This is a genomic window from Streptomyces sp. NPDC001568 (genome assembly GCF_042893755.1).
Lineage (GTDB): Bacteria > Actinomycetota > Actinomycetes > Streptomycetales > Streptomycetaceae > Streptomyces.
Genome location: NZ_JBIAVF010000001.1, coordinates 202953 through 224342, shown reverse-complemented (window position 1 = coordinate 224342; position 21390 = coordinate 202953). Strand labels below are relative to the sequence as shown.

The window sequence follows — 21390 nt, the reverse complement described above, 5'->3', positions numbered from 1 at the left end:
CCTCGGGTAGCTTCCGAAGCATCGGAATCCTTCTGGGGAAACGGCAGCCATGAGTGACCTCGCCACGACACCACCGGAAGCGGACCTCGACGCCGCGATGGACCGCTACCGGGTGGAACTGACCGGATACTGCTATCGGATGCTCGGCTCGGCCTTCGACGCCGAGGACGCCGTGCAGGACACGTACGTCCGCGCCTGGCGCGGCTTCGACAAGTTCGAGGGCCGCTCCTCGCTGCGCTCGTGGCTGTACCGCATCGCCACGAACGTCTGCCTGGACCTGCTGAGCGCCGGGAACAAGCGGGCCCGCCCGATGGACCTCACCGCCCCGCAGCACCAGGCCTCCGCCGTGCTCGGCGAGCGGCCCGAGGTGACCTGGCTGGAGCCGGTGCCCGACGGGCGGGTGCTGCCGCAGACCGCCGACCCGGCGGAGATGGCGGTGGCCAAGGAGTCCGTCCGGCTGGCGTTCGTCGCGGCGCTCCAGCACCTGCCGGCCAAGCAGCGGGCCGTGCTGATCCTGCGCGAGGTGCTCGCCTGGAAGGCCGACGAGGTCGCACAGCTCCTGGACACCACGGTGGCCTCGGTGAACAGCGCGCTCCAGCGGGCCCGGGCGACGCTCGCCGGCCGGCGGATCCGGGAGACCGAGTCGGCGGACCCCCTGGACACGGACCAGGCGAAGTTGTTGGAGCAGTACCTGTCCGCCTTCGAGGCGTACGACATCTCCCGGCTCACGACCCTGCTGCACGAGGACGCGGTGCTGTCGATGCCGCCGTTCGACCTGTGGCTCCAGGGGCCCGCGGAGATCGCGGCGTGGCACCTGGGCCAGGGCATCGGCTGCAAGGGCTCCCGGCTGGTGCCGACGACGGCGAACGGCATGCCGGCGTTCGGCCAGTACCGGCCGGACCCCTCGGGCAAGGGGCACACCCCGTGGGCGCTCCAGGTGCTGGAGGTCTCAGAGGGGCGGATCGTCGGGCTGAACGCCTTCCTGGACACCGCCCGGTGGTTCCCGCTGTTCGGGCTCCCCGAGAAGCTCGACGAGACCGACGAGGTGCAGTAGGCCGCGCAGGGGCGGGCCGGCTCCGGTGACCCGGAACGGCCGGTCGCGGGCGGTGAGCCGCAGCCGGGCCAGGGCCTCGACGGCGCCCAGACCCGGGGCGGTGACGGCCCCGGCGTCGCACACCACCGCGGCCGCGCCGGCCTCGTACAGCAGCTCCAGGCGGGCGCACAGCCCCGCCACGTCCTGCGGGGCCGGTCCGGGGCCGGGCAGGACGAGTCGCATGATCTCCACGCAGGGGGGACTGCCGGGGCCGAGCGAACTCATCGGCGGCGGGCGCGCACCTCACGGCGTGGGGAGGGCGGAGGCGTCCGACTTCAGGTCGAACGGGGCCGGGAGGTGGCAGGTTTCGCCGAACTCGCCGACCCGGAGGAGTCGGTACACGCCGCCGTTGGGTTCGCCGTAGAGGGTGATGGTCGGGCCGGGGGCGGGCGTAGCCGTCGATGAGCAGGTGGAGCGGGATGCCGGCGTGGGCGTAGGCCAACGCCTCGGCGATCCGGTCGGGGGACGCGTTCGACTTCGAGGTGACCTCGGCGAGGGCGAACGGGACCGGCGGGCGTCCACCGATCCCGTTCACCCGACGGGGAAGCCGCAGGTCAGGCGATGCGGTCCAGGACGATCGGCGTGGCGGTGAAGGCCGTGCCGGCCGGGGCCACGTCGTAGGAGCCCTCCAGGGAGGCGAGGGCGTACTCGAACTTCTCCGGGGTGTCCGTGTGCAGGGTCATCAGGGGCTGGCCCGCGGTGACCGTGTCGCCCGGCTTGGCGTGCAGCTCGATGCCGGCGCCGGCCTGGACCGGGTCCTCCTTGCGGGCGCGGCCCGCGCCCAGGCGCCAGGCGCCGACGCCGACGGCGTACGCGTCGAGGCGGGTCAGGACGCCCGAGGCGGAGGCGGTGACGACGTGCTGCTCGCGGGCGACGGGCAGGGCCGCGTCCGGGTCACCGCCCTGGGCGGAGATCATCCGGCGCCACACGTCCATCGCGGAACCGTCGGCCAGGGCCTTCGCCGGGTCGGCGTCCTTGATCCCGGCGGCTTCGAGCATCTCGCGGGCCAGGGCCAGGGTCAGCTCGACGACGTCGGAGGGACCGCCGCCGGCGAGGACCTCGACGGACTCGCGGATCTCCAGGGCGTTGCCGGCGGTCAGGCCGAGCGGGGTGGACATGTCCGTGAGCAGGGCGATCGTCTTGACGCCGCTGTCGGTGCCGAGGGCGACCATCGTCGAGGCGAGCTCGCGCGCGTCCTCGATGTTCTTCATGAAGGCGCCGGAGCCGACCTTGACGTCGAGGACGAGCGAGCCCGTGCCCTCGGCGATCTTCTTCGACATGATCGAGGAGGCGATCAGCGGGATGGCCTCGACGGTGCCGGTGACGTCGCGCAGGGCGTAGAGCTTCTTGTCGGCGGGGGCCAGGCCGTCGCCGGCCGCGCAGATGACGGCGCCGGTGGTGTCGAGGACGTTCAGCATCTCCTCGTTGGACAGCAGCGCGCGCCAGCCGGGGATGGACTCCAGCTTGTCCAGGGTGCCGCCGGTGTGGCCGAGGCCGCGGCCCGACAGCTGCGGCACGGCCGCGCCGCAGGCGGCGACGAGCGGGGCGAGCGGGAGGGTGATCTTGTCGCCGACGCCGCCGGTGGAGTGCTTGTCGGCGGTCGGGCGGGAGAGGGAGTCGAAGTTCATCCGCTCGCCGGAGGCGATCATCGCGGCGGTCCAGCGGGCGATCTCGGCCCGGTTCATGCCGTTCAGCAGGATGGCCATCGCCAGCGCCGACATCTGCTCGTCGGCGACGACACCGCGCGTGTACGCGTCGATGACCCAGTCGATCTGCTCGGGGCTCAGCTCACCGCGGTCCCGCTTGGTCCGGATGACGGAGATGACGTCCATGAGGTGACTTCCTTCTACGCGCATAGAGATGAGGGGTGGAACGAGGAGGAGGAGAAACCGACGGCCCTCCGCCCCGGCGGGGGCGGAGGGCCGTCGGCACGGCTATCTCAGGTGGTCGGGCCCGAAGGCCTGCGGGAGCATCGCGCTCAGCGGCAGGACCCCGTCCGGCGTCTCGACGAGCAGCTCCGGCCCGCCGAACTCGAACAGCAGCTGGCGGCAGCGCCCGCACGGGACGAGGATCTCGCCCTTGCCGTCCACGCAGGTGAAGTGCGTGAGCCGGCCGCCGCCCGTGGCGTGGAGGGAGGAGACCAGGCCGCACTCGGCGCACAGGCCGAGGCCGTAGCTGGCGTTCTCGACGTTGCAGCCGGTCACGACGCGGCCGTCGTCCACCAGGGCCGCGACGCCGACCGGGAAGCCGGAGTAGGGGGCGTACGCACGGGTCATCGCGTCCCGGGCGTACGTTCGCAGGGCTTCCCAATCCGCCGCGCGGGGCGGGGTCACTTGCCCTCGCCCTTGCGGTACGGCATGCCGTCCGCCTTGGGCATCCGCAGGCGCTGCGCCGACAGGACGAGCACGAAGAGCGTCGTCAAGTACGGGGCGGCGTCCACGAACTGGCTGGGCACCTGGTCGGTGAAGGCGTACCAGAGGTACAGCAGCACCGCGAAGGCGCCGGAGACGCCGGCCTGGACGTACTTCTTCTTGTACAGCTGCCAGGCGAGGAGCAGCGTGAGCAGGATCGCGACCAGCAGCAGCATGGCGTGGACGTTCTCCGCGCCGCCGCGCAGCTTGAGGCTGTCGGTGAAGCCGAAGAGGCCCGCGCCCAGCGCCATGCCGCCCGGCATCCAGTTGCCGAAGATCATCGCGGCGAGACCGATGTAGCCGCGGCCGCCGGTCTGCCCCTCCTGGTAGATGGGGCTGGCGACGATCGACAGGAACACACCACCGAGGCCGGCGAGGCCGCCCGAGATGATCACGGCGATGTACTTGTACTTGTAGACGTTGACGCCCAGCGACTCGGCGGCGACGGGGTTCTCACCGCAGGAGCGCAGCCGCAGGCCGAAGGTGGTGCGCCACAGCACCCACCAGGTGCCGGGGATCAGCAGCAGCGCGACGATGGTCAGCAGCGACAGCTCGGTGACCAGGCCGCCGATGACGCCGGCGAGGTCGGAGACGAAGAACCAGTGCTTGCCCTGGAGGTCCTTCATCCAGTCGGACAACCCCGGCACGGTGATCTTGTAGATCTCCTCGACGCGCGGCGACTGCTTGGAGGAGCCGCCCTCCGCCTCGGCGAACGTGAAGTTCGACAGGTACTGGGTGAAGCCCAGCGCGAGGATGTTGATGGCCACACCGGAGACGATGTGGTTCACGTTGAAGGTGACCGTGATGATCGCGTGCAGCAGGCCGCCGATGGCGCCGCCGGCGATGCCGACGAGGACGCCGGTCCACGGGCCCCACTGGTAGCCGGCCCAGGCACCGAACCAGGTGCCGAGGATCATCATGCCTTCGAGGCCGATGTTGACGACGCCCGCGCGCTCGGCCCACAGACCGCCGAGGCCCGCGAGGCCGATCGGCACCGCGAGGGAGAGGGCGCCGGAGACCTGGCCGACCGAGGTCAGGTCGTTGGCCCCGCTGATCAGGCGGACCAGGGAGACCAGCGCGAGCCCGCCCGCGATGATCAGCATGATCCAGGGAAGGGTGAGCTTCTTGCGGCCGCCCGGCTTCTTCGGGGCGGCGGATTTCGCGGAAACGGTGCTGGTGCTCACGCCGCGACCTCCTTGTCGGTCTTGATGGCGTGGCCCGCGGCCAGTTCCGCGCCGACCTTCTGCTGCTGGCGGCGGATTCCGTAGCGGCGGACGAGTTCGTACGAGACCACGACCGCGATCACGATCAGGCCCTTCATGATCGTGCCGATCTCCTTCGCGTACCCCTCGGTGTCGAGCGAGGCCGAGGCCTTGTCGATGAAGGCCATCAGGAACGCGGCGAAGAGGATGCCGACCGGGCTGTTGCGGCCGAGCAGCGCGATGGTGATGCCGGTGAAGCCGACGCCCACCGGGAAGGACAGGTTGTACGTGTGGGTCTCGCCCAGCAGCTGCGGCATGCCGGACAGGCCGGCGACCGCGCCCGAGATGAGCATCGAGGTGATGATCATCTTCTTGGCGTCCACGCCGGAGGCCTGCGCGGCGGACTCGCTCGCGCCGGTGGCGCGCAGGTCGAAGCCGAAGCGGGTGCGGTTGAGGACGAACCAGTAGACGATGCCGAGCGCGAAGGCCACGAACGTGAAGCCGTAGACCTCCAGGCCGTCACCGATCGTCAGGGCCGGGAACCAACCGGACTGGGCGATGTCGCCGGTCGTCAGGTCGTTGGAGCCCTCGGGCTGGACGCCCAGGTTCTTCGGAAGGATCAGCCAGGCGATCAGGCTGGTCGCGATGGCGTTCAGCATGATCGTGGAGACGACCTCGCTGACACCGCGCCTGGCCTTCAGCACGCCCGCGATACCGGCCCAGAAGGCACCGGTGAGCATGGCCACGACCACGATCAGCAGGATGTGCAGCGGACCGGGCAGCGCGACCGCGGTGCCGACCACGGCGGAGACCATCGCGGCGAGCCGGTACTGGCCGTCGACGCCGATGTTGAAGAGGTTCATCCGGAAGCCGATGGCCACGGCCAGGGCTGCCAGGTAGTACGTGCCGGCCTGGTTCAGGATCAGGACCTGGACGTCCTCGTAGCCGGCGTTCTCCACCATGAGGCGCAGCGGCTCGATCGGGTCGATGCCCGTCGCGGCCAGCACGATCACGGTCAGCAGGAAGGCGCTCACCAGGGCGAGCACGGGTCCGGCGAAGCCGAGGAGCAGCCGGTCCTTGTCGAATTTCTTCATCGGGCCTCGTCCTCCGGTGCTGCGGTACCCGCGTCGGTACCGGCGGCGGAGTGGTTGTCGGTGGCTTCCAGGTGCCCGGAGGCGGCGCCCGTCATGGCGGTGCCGAGCTGCTCGGCGTTGACGGTCGCGGGGTCGGCGTCCGCGACCAGGCGGCCGCGGTAGATCACGCGCAGGGTGTCGGACAGGCCGATCAGCTCGTCCAGGTCCGCGGAGATCAGCAGGACGGCCAGGCCCTCGCGGCGGGCCTCGCGGATCGCGTCCCAGATCTGCGCCTGCGCACCGACGTCCACGCCGCGGGTGGGGTGGGCGGCGATGAGGAACTTCGGGTTGTGGCTCATCTCGCGGCCGACGATCAGCTTCTGCTGGTTGCCGCCGGAGAGCGAGGACGCGGTGACGTCGATGCCGGGCGTGCGGACGTCGTACTCGCGCACGATCCGCTCGGTGTCCTTGCGGGCGGCCTTCGGGTCGAGGATGCCGTTCTTGGAGTTCGGCGCCTCGGTGACGTGGCCCAGGATGCGGTTCTCCCACAGCGGGGACTCCAGCAGCAGGCCGTGCCGGTGGCGGTCCTCGGGGATGTAACCGATCCCGCCCACGCGGCGCTTGCGCACCGTTTCCTTGGTGATGTCCCGGCCGTCCAGCGTGATGACGCCGGTGTCGGCGGCGCTCATGCCCATGAGCGCCTCGATGAGCTCGGTCTGGCCGTTGCCCTCGACGCCGGCGATCCCGAGGATCTCGCCCTTGTGGATGGTGAAGCTGATGTCGTCCAGCAGGAGGCGCCCCACCGCGGTGTGCTCGCGCAGGGAGGAGTCCTCCGGGTCCGCGCCGGTCATGGTCTCCGGCTCGGCGGAGACGACGTCGCCCGCGGCGACGGTCAGGTTCGACACCGTCAGCATCGGGGTGGTCGTCACGGTCGACTCGCGGGTCTCCGGCGAGGGCAGTTCCGCGCCGACCATCAGCTCGGCGAGCTGCTTGGTGGTGGCGGTCTTCGGGTCGGCGGTGCCGACCGTGGTGCCGCGCCGGATGACGGTGATGTCGTCGGCGACCTTCTTGACCTCGCCCAGCTTGTGCGAGATGAAGATGACCGTCAGGCCTTCGGACTTGAGCTCGCGCAGGTTGTCGAAGAGGGCGTCCACCTCCTGCGGCACGAGCACTGCGGTCGGCTCGTCGAGGATGAGGATCCGCGCGCCGCGGTAGAGGACCTTGAGGATCTCCACGCGCTGCCGGTCCGCGACACCGAGGTCCTCGACGAGGGCGTCGGGGCGCACGCCGAGGCCGTAGGCCTTCGAGATCTCCAGGATCTTCTTGCGGGCCTTGGAGCCGATGCCGTAGAGCTTCTCGCCGCCGAGAACCACGTTCTCCAGGACGGTGAGGTTGTCGGCGAGCATGAAGTGCTGGTGCACCATGCCGATCCCGCGGGCGATGGCGTCGCCGGGGCTCGAGAAGGTGACCTGTTCCCCGTCGATCGCGATGGTCCCCTCGTCCGGCTTCTGCATGCCGTAGAGGATCTTCATCAGCGTCGACTTGCCGGCGCCGTTCTCGCCGATCAGGGCGTGGACCGTGCCCTTGCGAACGGTGATCGCGATGTCTTTGTTGGCGACGACGCCGGGGAAACGCTTGGTGATGCCGTGCAGTTCCACGGCGGGGGGCGGGCTGGACGCGTTGATGACGCACTCTCCTTGGCGCGGAAGGAGCTGGAGGCAGGGGGAGACAGGGCGGTCGATCGGCCGGGCGGGTGGGCGGGAGCTGGACGGTATCGCGTCCCCGATGCCTCTACGCGCGTAGCACTGTCGAAAGTGAAAACTTGCGACCAACTGGCCACGAGTGAACACGGAACGTGTCCGACGCGGTGCGGGGCCCGGGAGCGGCAGAGACCGCACCCCGAACCCCGAGCACCACAACGAACTGTCGAACTGTTCAGACGGAACCCTACGGGGTGGTCTTGACGGTGATCTTCTTGGCGATGATGTCGGCCTTGGCCTTGTCCACCGCGGTGATGACCTCGGTCATCTTCTTGTACTCCGGGTTGGAGTCGGCCAGGCCGACGCCGTCCTTGTCCAGGCCGTAACGGATCTCACCGGTGGTCGGCTTGCCGTCCTTGACCGACTTGATCAGGTCGAAGACGGAGTCGGAGACGTCCTTCGTGACCGAGGTCAGGATGGCGTTCTTGTACTTCGACAGACCGGCCTGGTTGTACTGGTCGGAGTCGACGCCGATGGCCCACTTGCCCTTGGCCGAAGCGGCCTCGATGGCACCGGAGCCGGCGAGGCCCGCGGCCGCGTAGACCACGTCGGCGCCACCGTCGATCTGGCCCTGCGCGGCGGCCTTGCCCAGGTCGGGCTTGGCGAAGCCGTCCATGTTCGGCGGCTGGGTCAGGTAGGTGGTGAGCACCTTGGCGTTCGGGTTGGTGTCCTTGACGCCCTGCTCGAAGCCCGCCTGGAACTTCTTGATCAGCGGAACCTCGACGCCGCCGATGAAGCCGACCGTGCCGGTCTTCGAGACCTTGGCGGCGGCGACGCCGGCCAGGTAGGAGCCCTGCTCCTCGCTGAAGACCAGGTTGGCGACGTTCTTGTCCTGCACCGAGGTGTCGTCGATGATGCCGAACGTGATGTTCGGGAACTTCGGGGCGACCTTCTTGATGGCCGGACCGTAGGCGAAACCGACGCCGATGACCGGGTTGTTGCCCTTGCGGGCCAGCTCGGTGAGGCGCTGGACCTTGTCGGCCTCGCCCTCGCCGTCCGTGGGCTCCGCCTCGGCGCCCTTGATCTTCAGTTCCTTCTCGGCCTTTTCGAGGCCCGCGAAGGCGGCGTCGTTGAACGACTGGTCGCCGCGGCCACCGATGTCGTACGCGATGGCGGCACTGGCCTCGGAGGAGCCGGAGCTCGACGAGGAGGAGGTGCTGTCCGAGGACTTCTTACCGCCACAGGCGGTGGCCGAGAGGGCCAGCGCCGCGGACGCGATGCCCACGGTGGCGATCCTGGTGATCCGGCGCAAGGGGAGGCTCCTTCAAAACCTGACCGAAGCGCCACGACCGGCGCTGGTTTCGCGGCGATCGTAACGCGCGTAGATGTCAGTTAAAGGCCCGTTCATGAGTCGTTATCGGATCGTCGCGAACCGGACAGTGACCGATCGGTAACTGGTTCGTGGGCCAGCCCTTGCGTACCAAGGGCTGGACACCTCCACCCGATCTCCGGCGGTTGTTGTAGGGACCTCCGTCGATCGTCGGGCCGGACGGCTCCGGCGGGCCGGATCGACCGCCCGGACGCACGGGCCGGATCGACTATCGGGCCGCCCCCGCGCCGGCCCCCGCCCGCAGTCCGTCGAGCAGCGCCGCGGCGGTGAAGAACTCCACGCCGACGCCGATCGCGGACTCGTCCACGTCGAAGTCGCCCCGGTGCAGGTCCCGCTTGGTGGTGTCGCCGGGCTTGCGGGTGCCGAGGCGGGCCATCGCGCCGGGGACGTGCTCCAGGTACCAGGAGAAGTCCTCGCCGCCCAGGCTCTGCTCGGTGTCCTCGACCGCCTCGGCGCCGCGGCGGACCGCCATGGCCTCGCGCAGCAGCTCGGTGACCGCCGGATCGTTCACCACCGGCGGCACCCCGCGGACGTGGTTGATCTCGAACTTGGCCCCGTGCATGGTCGCGACCTCGTCGATCGCCGCGTGGATCATGTCGGGGGCCTCGTGCCAGGCGCCCAGGTCCAGGCAGCGAACGGTTCCGGACAGCTCGGCGTGCATCGGGATGACGTTGCAGGCGTGTCCGGCCTCGATCCGGCCCCAGGTGACCGACATCCCCGAGCGCGCGTCCATCCGGCGGGTGAGCAGCGCCGGTACGTCGACGGCCACCCGGGCGGCGGCGGTCACCAGGTCGGTGGTCAGGTGGGGGCGGGCCGTGTGCCCGCCGGCGCCCGAGAGGCTGACCTCCAGGCGGTCGCAGGCCGAGGTGATCGCGCCGGGGCGCAGCCCGATCCGGCCGGCGTCCACGCGGGGGTCGCAGTGCACTGCGATGATCTTGCCGACGCCGTCCAGCACGCCGGACTCGATGGCGTCGCTCGCCCCGCCCGGCAGCACCTCCTCGGCGGGCTGGAACAGCAGGCGTACGGGCCGGGGCAGCAACCCCTGCCGGTCGAGCTCGGCGAGCACGAGGCCGGCGCCCAGCACGACGGTGGTGTGCACGTCGTGGCCGCAGGCGTGGGCGCGGTCGGGGAAGGTGGAGCGGTACGCGACGTGCGTCTTGGCGTCCGGAATGGGCAGGGCGTCGATGTCCGCGCGCAGGGCCAACATGGGCCGTACGCCGTCCCACTCCCCCACGTCACAGATCAGGCCGGTGCCGGACTTCAGCACCCGGGGGCTCAGGCCGGCCTTCTCCAGCCGGGCCTTGATCGCGGCGGTGGTGCGGAACTCCTGGTGTCCTAGCTCGGGATGCATGTGCAAGTCCCGACGGAAGGCGATCAGTTCGGCACGCAGGTGGTCCGGAAGCGTGCCTGGCAGCTCGGGCCGGTCGGGCGTGCCGGGCAGGGCGGTCTGGGACTCGCGGGACATCAACTGGTTCACCCGTTGAAGGGTAGGCCCACGAACGGGCCAACTGGCCGGAGATCACAAAAAGTTCATGCCGTCAGGGGAAAGAATCCCCGCCTCTGGACGCATGATCGGATGCACCCGGGGGTAAACTCGCGCGCTCATCCGGCCGCCGGAGCGGCCTGCGCGGGCAGTCTGCGCACATCGCGGGCGGTGTCGGTGACCCCGGCCAGGAAGCCGCGCGCCCTCGGGGAGGCGGCCTCGGTGAGCCAGGCCGGATCGACGGGGCACACGGCGACGGTCACCCCCGTACCGGCCAGGGCGTACGGCAGCGTGTGGACGACCGTGGACGGGAAGCTGACGACGGTCCGGCCGATCGGACCCCGCCGGGCGATCAGTTCCAGCGGCAGGTCCGGCCGTACGATCTCCAGTCCGGTCGCCTCGCTCAGCCCGCGCAGCTTCTCCGGGGACTCCCGGCGGTGCGCGAAGTAGCGGGTCACGCCGTGCTCGCGGGTCAGGGCGCGGACCGCCTCCAGATAGCGGTCCGGGTCGACGACGCCGGTCTCCACCAACGAGGTGCCGACCAGGTCGGTGCCCCGGGTCAGGCGCGGCGGCCCGAAGCGGGAGCGGGTCCACGCGAAGTCGTTGACCCGCAGCTCCATGCCGGGCAGGGCCTCGACGGGCATCGACGTGAACACCTCCACCCGGCGGCGCGTCCCCGGGGTGAGCCGGCGGCGGGCCGTGCCGGAGACCGGGGCGTACACGAGCTCCCGCGCCCGGGCCGCGGGGCCGCCGCCGGTGCGGTGCCAGCGGCGCAGGCGTTCGCCCCGCCCGAGCTGGGCGACGAACTCCATGGTGGCGGTGCCGTCGTCCACGACGACGAGTTCGGCCGCCCGGGCCGGCGCCAGGAGGAGCTGCACGAAGCGGGAGAACGGGTCGCCGACGACGATCCGTTCGGCGCCGCGCACGGCGGCGGCGAGCGAGGCCAGCGCCTTCAGGGGGGCGCCGGAGCCGCCGCGGGCCTCCTGCCAGTGGACGTCGTACCCCTCGTCACGGGCGATCGAGGCGACCCGGCGCAGCTGGCCCCGGGACATGGGGTCGGTGGGCGGCAGCACCACGATCCGCGGCGGGGCGGCGGAGGGGGTCGCCGCGCCGGCGCGGCGGTCGCGCTGGGTCGGTACGCCGTCCAGCAGCGGGCCGGCGCCGGTCGGTCGCGCGCCGGCGGGGGCGGGGGCGGCGTCGCGGGCGTGCGCCCACTCCAGCACGTTCAGGAGCTGGACGGGGCTCTCGACGAAAGCCAGGGTGGGGGCGGCTGAGGGGGACACCACGTACTCCTCGTCAGGGGGCGGGGCCGGGACGGAGGTCAGACGGCTGCCGGGACCGGGGCCTGGACCCGGCGGAGCTTCTTCATCGGGCCGAGTTCGGAGTCGTAGACCCGCTTGACGCCGTCGCCGAGGGCGGTCTCGATGGTGCGGATGTCACGGACGAGGCGGGTGAGGCCGCCGGGTTCGACGGAGGCGGCCTGGTCGGAGCCCCACATCGCCCGGTCCAGGGTGATGTGCCGTTCGACGAAGCCGGCGCCGAGGGCGACGGCGGCCAGGGTGGTCTGGAGGCCCGTCTCGTGGCCGGAGTAGCCGATGGGCACGTTCGGGTACTCCTCCTGGAGGGTGTTGATGACCCGCAGGTTGAGCTCCTCGGCCTTGGCCGGGTACGTGGAAGTGGCGTGGCAGAGCAGGATGTTGTCGCTGCCGAGCACCTCGACGGCGTGCCGGATCTGCTTCGGGGTGGACATGCCGGTGGACAGGACGACGGTGCGTCCGGTGGCGCGCAGGGTGCGCAGCAGTTCGTCGTCGGTGAGGCAGGCGGAGGCCACCTTGTGGGCGGGCGGGTCGAACTTCTCCAGGAAGGCGACGGCCTCGGTGTCCCACGGGGAGGCGAACCAGTCGATGCCGCGCTTGGCGCAGTGCGCGTCGATGGCGAGGTAGTCGGCCTCGCCGAACTCGACGCGGTGGCGGTAGTCGATGTACGTCATCCGGCCCCAGGGGGTGTCGCGTTCGATGTCCCACTGGTCGCGCGGGGTGCAGATCTCCGGGGTGCGCTTTTGGAACTTGACGGCGTCGCAACCGGCGTCGGCGGCGGCGTCGATCAGGGCGAAGGCGGAGCCGAGGTCGCCGTTGTGGTTGATGCCGATCTCACCGACGACGTAGACGGGCCGGCCGGGGCCGGCGGTACGCGAACCGAAGCTGCGCAGGCGGGAGTCGGGGGTGACGGTCATGGCGGGTGTGGCCCTTCGTTCGGTGCGCGGGGTCCCGGCGGGCGCCGGGGGTTCGGCAAGCTCGGCCGCAGCCGTGGGGGTGTCGAAGAGGGGGGCGAGGAGGCGGGCGCGGGCGAGGTCGTGGGGGTCGTCGATCTCCAGGACCCGCGCCGGGTCGGCGGCGACGGGCAGGGTCCGCCCGAAGAAGCGGTGCCGGGCGGCGCGGAAGCCGGGTACGGACATGGCGTAGGCGGCGCCGGTCTCCAGCAGTTCCGCGGGACGGTCCTGGCGGCGGGGCCGGTACGCGGCCTCGTGGTTGACCCCCGACCCGGCGCCGTCGGGCCCCGGACGCCAGAGGAACCCGTGGAACGGGGCGGCGGTCAGGGCCGAGTCGGCCGCCCCGGACGCGACGGCGGCGGCCACGGACTCGACGTCCGAGGGCGTCAGGAAGGGGCTGGTGCACTGGACCAGGACCACCACGTCCACGGAAGCGGCGCGGCCCTCCTCCGAGGCGTCCGAGGCGTCCGAGGCGTCGAAGGCGTCGAGGGCGTGCAGGACCGCGGCCTCGCTGCTCGCGGTGTCCCCGGAGATCGCGGCCGGTCGGCGGATCACCACGGCCCCGGCGGCGCGGGCGGCGACGGCGACGGCGTCGGAGTCGGTGGAGACGGCGACGTCGGTCACGGTGGGCGCGGCCAGACAGGCGCGGACGGCGCGGGCGACCAGCGGTACCCCGCCGACCGGGGCGGTGTTCTTCCCCGGCACCCCCTTGGAGCCGCCCCGGGCCGGGATGACCGCGAGGACCCTCACAGCTCCCCCAGCCGGCGGATGGCGGGGGCGACGCGCTGGACGCCGTGCCGGTAGGCGCCGCGGGCGCCCTCGCGCAGGCGGGCGCGCAGCCAGCGGCGCGGACCGGACCCGGCGGCCGACCGGCGGGCGGCCCCGGGGAGCGGGGCGCCGTCGACGTCGAGGTGGTGGCGGGCCAGGATGCCGGGGAGGTACCCGGGCGCGGTGGCGGCGGTGTAGTACGGGGCGACGGCGGGGAGCCGGTCGCGGGAGAGCAGTTCGGCGAGCCGGGCCCGGGCGGCGGCGTGGGCGTCGGGGACCTCGTCCGGCGTCGGGTCGGTGCCCGGCGGGTGGGTCGTGACGCCCTGGGCGGCGAGCCAGTGCGGATCGGCCCGCGGCAGCAGGCCCTCGTCGAGGCGGTCCCAGGAGGTCAGGGAGCCGGAGCCGAGGAAGTGGTGGTTGCCGAGCGCCTCGCGGATGCCGAGGTCGGTCAGCACGGCGGTCGGGATGCCCCGGTGCAGGGACTCCAGGGCGGCGGTGGAGGAGACCGTGACCAGCAGGTCGGCGGCGTCCAGGACCTCGCCCATGTTCCCGTACACCAGGCGGCAGTTGGCCGGCAGGCCGCCGGGGAGCCGTTCGGCGAGGCGCTGGTAGGGGTGCTCCTCCAGGTGCGTGGTGTGCTCCCCCGGCTTGCTGCGCAGCTTGATCAGCACCTCGCGGCCCGGGTGGAGCCGGGCGTGCCCGGCGGCCCGCTCCAGGAGGTACGTACGGTCGGCGCGGCTTTCGGGGACGGAGGGCTGCACCGCGAAGACGACGGTGTGGGCGCGGTCGCCCGCGGGGGCGTACGGGGCGCCGCCGAGGAAGGGCAGGGCGGTCTCGGTGACGGCGTCCGGGTCGGCGCCGACGCCTTCGTACACGGCGCGGAACCGACCGGCGTCGTGGCGGGAGTTGGCGAGGACGAGGTCGGCGCCGTGCCGCAGCAGCAGTCCGTCGGCGAGCTTCTCGTAGACGACGCCGACGTACCCGGTGACGAGGACGGGCCGGCCTGCCGGGCCCGGCCACAGGGCGCGGACGCCGTGCAGGACGGCTTGGACGGCGCCGCCGACGAGGGCGAGGACGACCACGTCGTAGCGTTCGCTCCGGAGGGCGTCGAGGAACTCCGCGCAGGTCACCTCGGTCGGCAGGCCGTCCGTCGCGACCCCGACCTCACCGAGCTGACGCGGCGTGGGGGTGGCCCGGCCGCGCAACAGGTAGCCGGTGACCCGGCGGTGTTCCGGGTCGGGGGCGAGGCGGCGGGCCGTGAGCGCGCCCCATTTCCACCGCGTATCGGAATCGGCGATGACGGCGATGCGGAGATCGGTTCGGCGACTGCTGCTGAGTGGCACTGGCACCCGGCAGAAGCTATTCCGCATTTCCGGTGTTCGGCCCAACGAACGCACAACGGTGGGTTAACAACCCGTCGACGAAATGCGAAAGCGTGCGGGTTAACGCGCCCGCCGCCCGTCGTTCACATGGAATCCGCGTACGGGCCATGGTGAATGCCGCGCCGCCCCCTATTGTCTCGCAGGTGCTCAAGCTCTCTGTCGTCGTGCCGTTCTACAACGTGCAGACATACGCACCGGATGCCCTGAAGAGTCTCGAACTGAACGCCCGTGAGGATTTCGAGTTCCTGCTGGTCGACGACCGCTCCACGGACGGGACGCCCGAGCTGCTGGAACGGGCGGCCGTCGCGCTGCCCGGGGCGGTGCACCTCAGACGCGACCGCAACGGCGGGTTGGCCTCGGCGCGGAACACAGGTCTGGACGCGGCGCGCGGGGAGTACATCACCTTCCTGGACGGCGACGACTGGCTGGAGCCGGGGCACCTCGCCCGCACACTGGCCGCCATCGAGGCCCTGAACTGCGACTTCGTCCGTACCGACCACGTTCAGGTGACGGGCCGGACCCGGAGCGTGCAGCGCGTTCCGTACGGGCCGCAGGGCGTGCCGGCCGATCCGCGCGCGGGGATCCTGCCGGTCTCGCGGGCCACCTCGGTGGACTACCCGTACGCCTGGGCCGGGATGTACCACCGGCGGCTGCTGGACCGGGGGTTGCTGCACTTCACCGACGGACTGCGCACCGCCGAGGACCGGCCGTGGATCTGGCGGCTGCACCGGGAGGCGCGGTCCTTCGCCGCGGTCGGAATGCCCGGGATCTTCTATCGGCGCGGCATTTCCACGTCCTTGACGCAGATCGGCGACGAACGACAGCTCGATTTCATCCGCGCATTCGATCAGGTCCTGGCGGACACGGCCGCCGACCCGGAATCCGAACTCTTGATCCACAAAGCGGTTCGAACCTATTGCGCGATTATCGCGCACCATATCGGGTCCATCGAAAGGTTCGAACCGGCCGTGGCCAAAAAACTCCGGTCGATGAGCGCGGACGCGCTCGACCGCATGCCCCGGGCGGTACTGGAGCGCACCCTCGCCTCGATGGACGCCGAACGCTCGGCCCTCCTGCGCAAGCTCCGCCGCCGCACACCGGCGCGCCCCGGCGGCGCCGCCCGGACCTCGGGAGCCGCCGCGTGAACGGCGGCGGAGTCACCCAGGTCTTCCTCGCCTCGACCCTCTACGGGACGGCCACGCTCGCCGCCGCCCTCGACTCCGGCGCCCTCCCCCCGGCCGGCCGCCGCATCCTGCTGACCAGCAACCACTCCCCCACCCCGGAGATCACCCCGGGCCTGCCCGCCCTGCCCGGCTTCGCCGCGCTGCGGACCCGCTTCGACGAGGTGCGCGACTGGAACGCCGTCATCGCGCCGCAGCACCCCAGCACCTGGGCGCCGCGCCCCGAGGACGTCCCGCTCTGGGAACGCCAACTGCGCGCCCTGTGGGGGCTCGGCGAGGACCGGGTCGAGCTGATCGTGGAGTCCCTCCAGGTGCCGCCCGCGCAGAGCCTGTGCCGGCTCTTCCCGGGCGCCGCGGTGGAGGTGTACGCGGACGGGCTGATGTCCTACGGTCCGACCCGCTTCCGGCTCGATCCGCAGATCGGCATGCGGGTGCGGCGCGTCCTGCACCTGGACCTCGTACCCGGCCTGGCGCCGCTGCTGCTGACCGAGTTCGGGGTGCCGGCGGAGGTGGTGCCGGCGACGGCCGTCCTCAAGGTGCTGGCGGAACTGGCGGAACTCGCGGAACCGGCCGAACCGCGCGGGGGGCGGGGGCCCGCGGCGGACGGAGGGGGCCCCGCCCTGCTGTTGGGCCAGTACCTCTCCGCGTTGGAGCTGCTGACCCCGGCGCAGGAGGAGGAACTGCACGTCGACATGGTGCGGGGCGCCTTCGCACGCGGCCACCGGGACCTGGTCTTCAAACCGCATCCCAGCGCCCCCGCGACCTACTCCCGGGGGGCGGAGGCGGAGGCCGCGCGCCTGGGGGCGCGCCTGACGGTGCTGGACGCCCCGGTGCTGGCCGAGACCCTGTACCAACAGCTGCGCCCGGCCCTGGTCGTGGGCTGCTTCTCGACGGGCCTGCTGACGGCCCGGGCGCTGTACGGGATCCCGGTGGCCCGCACCGGGACGGGCGAGGTTCTGGCCCGGCTGAGCCCGTACCAGAACAGCAACCGGATCCCGTTGACGCTGGTGGACGCGCTGGTCCCGGACCTGGCGACGGGGGCGGCGGCCCCCGGTGCGGCCGGCTCCGCGCAGCCGGCGCCGGCCGACCTGTCGGCCCTCGTCACCGCGGTCGGGTTCACCATGCAACCGAAGGTGCTCGCGGAGCGCCGCGCGGACGCCGAGCGCTACCTGGCCCGGAACCTGGACGACACCACCCGGCGGTACTTCAAGCGCCGCCGGCTGACCGCGCTGGGCCTGCCGGGCGGGGTCCCCGCCCGGCTGGCGTTCCTGCCGCGCAGCCCGGCCGTGCGCCGGGTGGCGCACCGCCTGCGCCGCCGGTTCGCGGGGGTGGCCGGCGGGCGGCCGTAGCGAAGCCGGCGCCCGTACCCGCAGGGCCGCCCGCTCAGCTGGTGGCGAGCTTGGCGGCGAAGCCCAGGAAGAGCACGCCCGCCGCCGAGGTCGCCCCCGCCGAGAGGCGCTTGCGGCGGCGGAAGGCGGCAGACAGCCGGGTCCCGGTGAAGATCAGGGTCGACAGGTACACGAAGCTCACCAGCTGCGACACCACGCCCAGCAGCAGGAACGACAGCGCCGGGTACGCGTAGCCGGGATCCACGAACTGCACGAAGAACGACAGCAGGAACAGGATCGCCTTGGGGTTGACCAGGCTGACCACCAACGCCCGCCGGTAGGGCCGCTCGACGGCGCCCGTCGGCTGCTCGCCCGCCAGCAGCTCCTCCTGGTGGGCCTTGCGGTCGCGCCACATGCCCCACGCGGCCCGCATCATGCCGACCGCCAGCCAGCCCAGGTAGCCGGCGCCGAGGAACTTCACGACGGTGAACACCAGCGGGCTCGCCTGGAGCAGCGCGCCCGCGCCGGCCGCGGTCAACACCATGAGGACGGTGTCCCCGGTGAACACCCCGGAGGCCGCCTTGTAGCCCTCCTTCACCCCGCTGCGCGCGGCGACGGACAGCACGTAGAGCGAGTTCGGCCCCGGCAGCAGAACGATCAGCACCAGGCCGGCGAGGTACGTAGGAAGGTCTGTGACACCCAGCATGGGCAGGAGTGTCCCACAGGAACACACCTGTACCGCCAGTGGGTTTCACCGGTTGGTACGGGGGGCCCGCGAGGGCCGTCGGGGCGCCGCGGCGCCGACGGGTCCGGGGGCTGGTACAACCGTCCCTCGACGGCCTCCGGTCACAATGGCGCAACATCCCGGAACCCTCCGCAACTCTCCGCGCCCCCGAAGCATCACTTGCATACACACGACGTTGAAATCGGGGGACCGCGATGTACCGCCAGAAAGTCATGATCCGTACGCTCGGCCTGGCCGCATCGGTCGCGCTCGCCGCGACCGCTTGCGGCCCGCAGGGCTCCGCTCCGGCCGCACCGGGCTCGTCCGCATCGGCGCCGGCGGCCTCCCCGTCCGGGCCGGACAACAAGCCGGGCGGCGGCGGGTCCTCGCCCGCGCCCGGCACCTCGGCCTCGGCCGGGCAGCCGTCGGCGCAGGGTGGCGCGAAGCCGATCATGGCGAACGGCGACGAGAGCGACCGGATCCGCGAACTCCAGGCCAGGTTGCGGCAGCTCAAGCTGGTGTCGGTGGCCCCCACCGGCTTCTACGGGTCGAAGACCACGGCCGCGGTCAAGACGTTCCAGTCGAACAACGGGCTCCCGGCGACGGGCGCGGTCGACGAGGCCACCTGGCAGAAGGTCCAGAGCCTCAGCAAGCCGCCGACCGAGGAGGAGCTGCGCCCGCCGACCAGCAACGAGCTCGCCGCCCCGGACCCGCGCTGCATGGAGGGCCGGGTCATGTGCATCAGCAAGGAGAGCCGCACCCTCGCCTGGATGATCGACGGCAAGGTGGTCTCGTCGATGGACGTGCGCTTCGGGTCGGAGAACACCCCGACCCGCGAGGGCCTGTTCAAGGTGGACCGCAAGGAGCGGAAGTGGACGTCGACGCTCTACCACACGTCGATGCCGTACTCGATGTTCTTCAGCCAGGGCCAGGCGGTGCACTTCTCGCAGGACTTCGCGAACCGCGGCTACAGCGGGGCCTCGCACGGCTGCGTCAACGTCCGTGACATGGCCAGGCTGTCGGCCATGTTCGAGCAGGTGCAGGTGGGCGACAAGGTCGTCGTCTACTGGTGATCCGCTGCCGGTGGGCCCCCGGGGGCGGAGCGCCGGGGGCGAGCCTTCGGGGGTGAACCGCGCCCGGTGATCCACCGGGCGGGAAGTTGAGGGCGCGGGCAGGGCCGGGGGAACGTGCCCCGCCCGCGCCGGTTGCGCAGAGCCCAGGGGTACGGGGGGAACCCCGGCTCATGCGCGGCCGATGACCAGTCGGCTCGTTATGTACTGCGCCGGCGGTTCGAAAAGTGTTACTGGGGGGTGTGCGGAGCCGTTGCCGGCGGTGCGGGGGCCGGGTCAGCGACGGTTGCGGGAGCCGAGCGAGACGCCCGGGGCCGGGTCCCCGGTGGTGGGCGCCGGGACCTTCAGGACCTCGCCACCGGGCCCGTCCCAACCGCCCTGCGGGAGGCCGTCCCGGGGGCCGTCCAGGACGAACTCGCAGTACCGGGGGATCTTCGCGAGGGCCCCGGCGAGCTTGCTGAGGCGCGAGCGGCGGTCGTCGTTCATGCGGCCCGCGCGGTAGTCCTCGCACAGGTCGGCCGCCCGCGCCTGCCGGTCACGGTCGCGGTCCTTGCCGCCGCCGGCGCTGCCGGCGCCCGCGTCCGGCTTGCCGGTCCGGTCGGTGAACGGTTCTCGGCCGGCCTCCGCGGTCCCGTTCGCGCCGGATCCGGTGCTGGTGCTCATGCCGGTGCCCGCGCCGCCGCCGGGGAAGTGGGACGCGGAACCGCTGCCCGAGGTGGTGCCCGGGGTCGTACGGCTGTCCGTGCCCGGCATCCGCGAGGTGCCCGGGGAGGCCACGAAGCCGTCGCCGCGCAGCGGGGTGGTGGGGTCCGGACGCGGGATGAGCGGGGCGGGCTCCTCGCTCCCCCCGCCGGCGGGGCGGTCGGTGTCGGCGCTGACCGAGACGGCCGGCCCGGGGCCCGCGGTGTGCCGGGCCTCCCGGTCCAGCAGGCCGCTGCTCGCGACGGCCGCGATCCCGCCCACCGCGACGCCCGCCAGGGCCGCCGCGAGACCGAAGCGGACCGGGGTGCTCGTACGCCGCGGCGCGGGGATCCGTACGTGGGGCACCGGGGTGAGGGAGATCAGGGGTTCGTGGGCGGCGGGGGTGGGTGCCGCGGGGGTGGGTGCCGCAGGGGTGGGGCGCGGGGCCGGGGCCGTACCGCGCGCCGCGCGGAAGGCGGCCAGGGCGGCCTCCTCGCCGGGCAGTTCCCGGCCGGGCCGCGCGGGCATGTCGAGGGAGTCCAGGGCGGCGCGCAGCCGGGCCTCGGCGGCGCGGTCCCGCGGATCGGCGCCCGGTCCGGCCGGGCCGGCGGGTTCTCCGCCCAGCAACCTGTCCGCCGCGGCTGCGTCCAGCCACCCGTTGTGCTCGTCGGCCATCACATGTCCTTCTGCGTCCGCCAACGTGAATGCGTCACACCGGTTTGTTCTACGAGGCCCCCGGCGCGGCCGCGTTGCGCCGGTACGGCGTCCAGATCGCGCTCCCTTGCCTGGTCATCGGCATTATGGCCGACGCGGAGGCCGGATTCCGTTTCGTTTTCGGGATGGCCCAGCAGTTCCGCGAGTCTCTTCAGTCCCCGGTGTGCGGCGGTGCGGACCGCGCCGGGCCGCTTGCCCAGGGTCTCGGCCGCGCTCTTCGCGTCGAGGCCGACCACCACGCGCAGGACGACGGCCTCGGCCTGGTCCTGCGGGAGCTGGGCTATCAGCGCCATGGTGCTGCCGGTGGACAGCGCCTCCATCGCGGCGCCCGCGGTGTCGCTGTCGGCGGCGTGGCCGGTGAGTTCGCTCTCGTCGCCACCTATGGCGGGTCGACGGCCGCGCATCCGGATGTGGTCGAGGGCCCGGTTGCGGGCGATGCGGGCGGCCCAGCCGCGGAAGCGGTCGGCGTCCCCGGTGAAGGAGTCGAGGTCGCGGGCGATCTGCAGCCAGGCCTCGGACGTCACGTCCTCCGCGTCGCCGTCGCCGACGAGCGTGCGTACGTATCCGAGCAGGCGCGGGTGCACGGCGCGGTACACAGTCCGGAACGCGTTCTCGTCGCCGTCCTGTGCCGCGAGCACCGCGGCGGTCAGCTCCGCGTCGTCCCCCAGCAAAGTCCCCAACCCGTTCACTGTCCTGTACGTGTGGCGCAAATCCGCACGTTACGGCTTTCCAGCACCTCTCGTCCACGAGTTGTACAACCTGCAACCAACCCTGCGCGGAGCGGGGTGTGACACAAAACGCACTCGCGGCGCTGACAGGGGTACGGGCTTGTCGCACGAGTCCGTATCGGATGGCGACCGGGGCCTCTCCTGTGGGGGGTGGCGGCCTCGGTCGTCCTCCTCCTTCGCACATCCTCCCGCG

General features: G+C 72.2%; 18 protein-coding genes and 1 pseudogene. 4 read left to right on the top strand and 15 right to left on the bottom strand.

Annotation, left to right across the window (positions count from 1 at the left end):
• Positions 1–49: 49 nt before the first annotated feature.
• On the top strand, positions 50–1054 hold the full coding sequence (locus tag ACFY0I_RS01090) for a sigma-70 family RNA polymerase sigma factor (RefSeq protein ID WP_388888371.1): 1005 nt from the start codon (positions 50–52) through the stop codon (positions 1052–1054).
• Here ACFY0I_RS01090 and ACFY0I_RS01085 read toward each other — a convergent pair.
• The 12 genes and pseudogenes from ACFY0I_RS01085 to ACFY0I_RS01030 form a co-directional block, all read right to left on the bottom strand.
• Positions 950–1276, bottom strand: a complete 327-nt coding sequence (locus tag ACFY0I_RS01085; protein ID WP_388889283.1) for an STAS domain-containing protein — start codon at positions 1274–1276, stop codon at positions 950–952. The genes ACFY0I_RS01090 and ACFY0I_RS01085 overlap by 105 nt on opposite strands.
• 371 nt (positions 1277–1647) lie before the next feature.
• Positions 1648–2925: a thymidine phosphorylase gene (locus ACFY0I_RS01080; protein ID WP_388888369.1), complete on the bottom strand. Its 1278-nt coding sequence runs from the start codon at positions 2923–2925 to the stop codon at positions 1648–1650.
• A gap of 102 nt (positions 2926–3027) precedes the next feature.
• Positions 3028–3426 (bottom strand): cytidine deaminase, encoded by a 399-nt coding sequence (locus tag ACFY0I_RS01075; protein WP_388888366.1) that lies wholly within the window; start codon positions 3424–3426, stop codon positions 3028–3030.
• Positions 3423–4688: an ABC transporter permease gene (locus ACFY0I_RS01070; RefSeq protein ID WP_388888364.1), complete on the bottom strand. Its 1266-nt coding sequence runs from the start codon at positions 4686–4688 to the stop codon at positions 3423–3425. The genes ACFY0I_RS01075 and ACFY0I_RS01070 overlap by 4 nt, the downstream gene beginning before the upstream one ends.
• Positions 4685–5800: an ABC transporter permease gene (locus tag ACFY0I_RS01065; protein WP_388888361.1), complete on the bottom strand. Its 1116-nt coding sequence runs from the start codon at positions 5798–5800 to the stop codon at positions 4685–4687. Before ACFY0I_RS01065 ends, ACFY0I_RS01070 begins: the two co-directional genes overlap by 4 nt.
• Entirely contained in the window at positions 5797–7437 is a 1641-nt protein-coding gene (locus ACFY0I_RS01060; protein WP_388888358.1) for an ABC transporter ATP-binding protein, read from the bottom strand. The genes ACFY0I_RS01065 and ACFY0I_RS01060 overlap by 4 nt, the downstream gene beginning before the upstream one ends.
• Positions 7438–7726: 289 nt before the next feature.
• Positions 7727–8791 (bottom strand): BMP family protein, encoded by a 1065-nt coding sequence (locus ACFY0I_RS01055; RefSeq protein ID WP_388888356.1) that lies wholly within the window; start codon positions 8789–8791, stop codon positions 7727–7729.
• A 286-nt stretch (positions 8792–9077) separates the two neighbouring features.
• The gene (locus tag ACFY0I_RS01050) at positions 9078–10334 is read right to left on the bottom strand and encodes an amidohydrolase (protein ID WP_388889280.1); all 1257 of its coding nucleotides are present in this window, start codon (positions 10332–10334) and stop codon (positions 9078–9080) included.
• A 137-nt stretch (positions 10335–10471) separates the two neighbouring features.
• Positions 10472–11635, bottom strand: coding sequence for a hypothetical protein (locus ACFY0I_RS01045; protein WP_388888353.1), 1164 nt, complete (start codon positions 11633–11635; stop codon positions 10472–10474).
• A 38-nt stretch (positions 11636–11673) separates the two neighbouring features.
• Positions 11674–12585, bottom strand: coding sequence for an N-acetylneuraminate synthase family protein (locus tag ACFY0I_RS01040; protein WP_388889277.1), 912 nt, complete (start codon positions 12583–12585; stop codon positions 11674–11676).
• A 390-nt stretch (positions 12586–12975) separates the two neighbouring features.
• Positions 12976–13371 (bottom strand): annotated as a pseudogene (locus tag ACFY0I_RS01035) (cytidylyltransferase domain-containing protein); the annotation flags it as partial.
• Entirely contained in the window at positions 13368–14759 is a 1392-nt protein-coding gene (locus tag ACFY0I_RS01030) for a DUF6716 putative glycosyltransferase (RefSeq protein ID WP_388888350.1), read from the bottom strand. The pseudogene ACFY0I_RS01035 and the gene ACFY0I_RS01030, both read right to left, overlap by 4 nt.
• A 155-nt stretch (positions 14760–14914) precedes the next feature.
• On the opposite strand from ACFY0I_RS01030, the gene ACFY0I_RS01025 reads away from it, so the two are divergent.
• Both ACFY0I_RS01025 and ACFY0I_RS01020 read left to right on the top strand, forming a co-directional pair.
• The gene (locus ACFY0I_RS01025; protein WP_388889275.1) at positions 14915–15916 is read left to right on the top strand and encodes a glycosyltransferase family 2 protein; all 1002 of its coding nucleotides are present in this window, start codon (positions 14915–14917) and stop codon (positions 15914–15916) included.
• Positions 15913–17301 (top strand): polysialyltransferase family glycosyltransferase, encoded by a 1389-nt coding sequence (locus ACFY0I_RS01020; protein ID WP_388888347.1) that lies wholly within the window; start codon positions 15913–15915, stop codon positions 17299–17301. The genes ACFY0I_RS01025 and ACFY0I_RS01020 overlap by 4 nt, the downstream gene beginning before the upstream one ends.
• 34 nt (positions 17302–17335) lie before the next feature.
• Here ACFY0I_RS01020 and leuE read toward each other — a convergent pair whose 3' ends face one another.
• Positions 17336–17986, bottom strand: coding sequence for a leucine efflux protein LeuE (gene leuE, locus ACFY0I_RS01015; RefSeq protein ID WP_388888344.1), 651 nt, complete (start codon positions 17984–17986; stop codon positions 17336–17338).
• Between the two features lie 233 nt (positions 17987–18219).
• Here leuE and ACFY0I_RS01010 point away from each other — a divergent pair, with 233 nt between their 5' ends.
• A complete protein-coding gene (locus tag ACFY0I_RS01010) occupies positions 18220–19077 on the top strand; it encodes a peptidoglycan-binding protein (protein ID WP_388888341.1) in 858 nt (285 codons plus the stop codon).
• Positions 19078–19350: 273 nt separating this feature from the next.
• Here ACFY0I_RS01010 and ACFY0I_RS01005 read toward each other — a convergent pair whose 3' ends face one another.
• Both ACFY0I_RS01005 and ACFY0I_RS01000 read right to left on the bottom strand, forming a co-directional pair.
• On the bottom strand, positions 19351–20430 hold the full coding sequence (locus tag ACFY0I_RS01005; RefSeq protein WP_388888338.1) for a hypothetical protein: 1080 nt from the start codon (positions 20428–20430) through the stop codon (positions 19351–19353).
• Positions 20430–21140 carry an RNA polymerase sigma factor gene (locus ACFY0I_RS01000; RefSeq protein ID WP_388889272.1) on the bottom strand — a complete coding sequence of 237 codons (711 nt, stop codon included), beginning with the start codon at positions 21138–21140 and terminating at the stop codon, positions 20430–20432. The genes ACFY0I_RS01005 and ACFY0I_RS01000 overlap by 1 nt, the downstream gene beginning before the upstream one ends.
• Between the last annotated feature and the right edge of the window lie 250 nt (positions 21141–21390).

What these genes read in the sequence shown, in the direction of transcription:
- ACFY0I_RS01065 (WP_388888361.1), bottom strand. Translation starts at nt 5,800, where the DNA reads ATGAAGAAATTCGACAAGGACCGGCTGCTCCTCGGCTTCGCCGGACCC.
- ACFY0I_RS01090 (WP_388888371.1), top strand. Translation starts at nt 50, where the DNA reads ATGAGTGACCTCGCCACGACACCACCGGAAGCGGACCTCGACGCCGCG.
- ACFY0I_RS01005 (WP_388888338.1), bottom strand. Translation starts at nt 20,430, where the DNA reads ATGGCCGACGAGCACAACGGGTGGCTGGACGCAGCCGCGGCGGACAGG.
- ACFY0I_RS01085 (WP_388889283.1), bottom strand. Translation starts at nt 1,276, where the DNA reads ATGCGACTCGTCCTGCCCGGCCCCGGACCGGCCCCGCAGGACGTGGCG.
- ACFY0I_RS01050 (WP_388889280.1), bottom strand. Translation starts at nt 10,334, where the DNA reads ATGTCCCGCGAGTCCCAGACCGCCCTGCCCGGCACGCCCGACCGGCCC.
- ACFY0I_RS01040 (WP_388889277.1), bottom strand. Translation starts at nt 12,585, where the DNA reads ATGACCGTCACCCCCGACTCCCGCCTGCGCAGCTTCGGTTCGCGTACC.
- ACFY0I_RS01080 (WP_388888369.1), bottom strand. Translation starts at nt 2,925, where the DNA reads ATGGACGTCATCTCCGTCATCCGGACCAAGCGGGACCGCGGTGAGCTG.
- ACFY0I_RS01030 (WP_388888350.1), bottom strand. Translation starts at nt 14,759, where the DNA reads ATGCGGAATAGCTTCTGCCGGGTGCCAGTGCCACTCAGCAGCAGTCGC.
- leuE (WP_388888344.1), bottom strand. Translation starts at nt 17,986, where the DNA reads ATGCTGGGTGTCACAGACCTTCCTACGTACCTCGCCGGCCTGGTGCTG.
- ACFY0I_RS01010 (WP_388888341.1), top strand. Translation starts at nt 18,220, where the DNA reads ATGTACCGCCAGAAAGTCATGATCCGTACGCTCGGCCTGGCCGCATCG.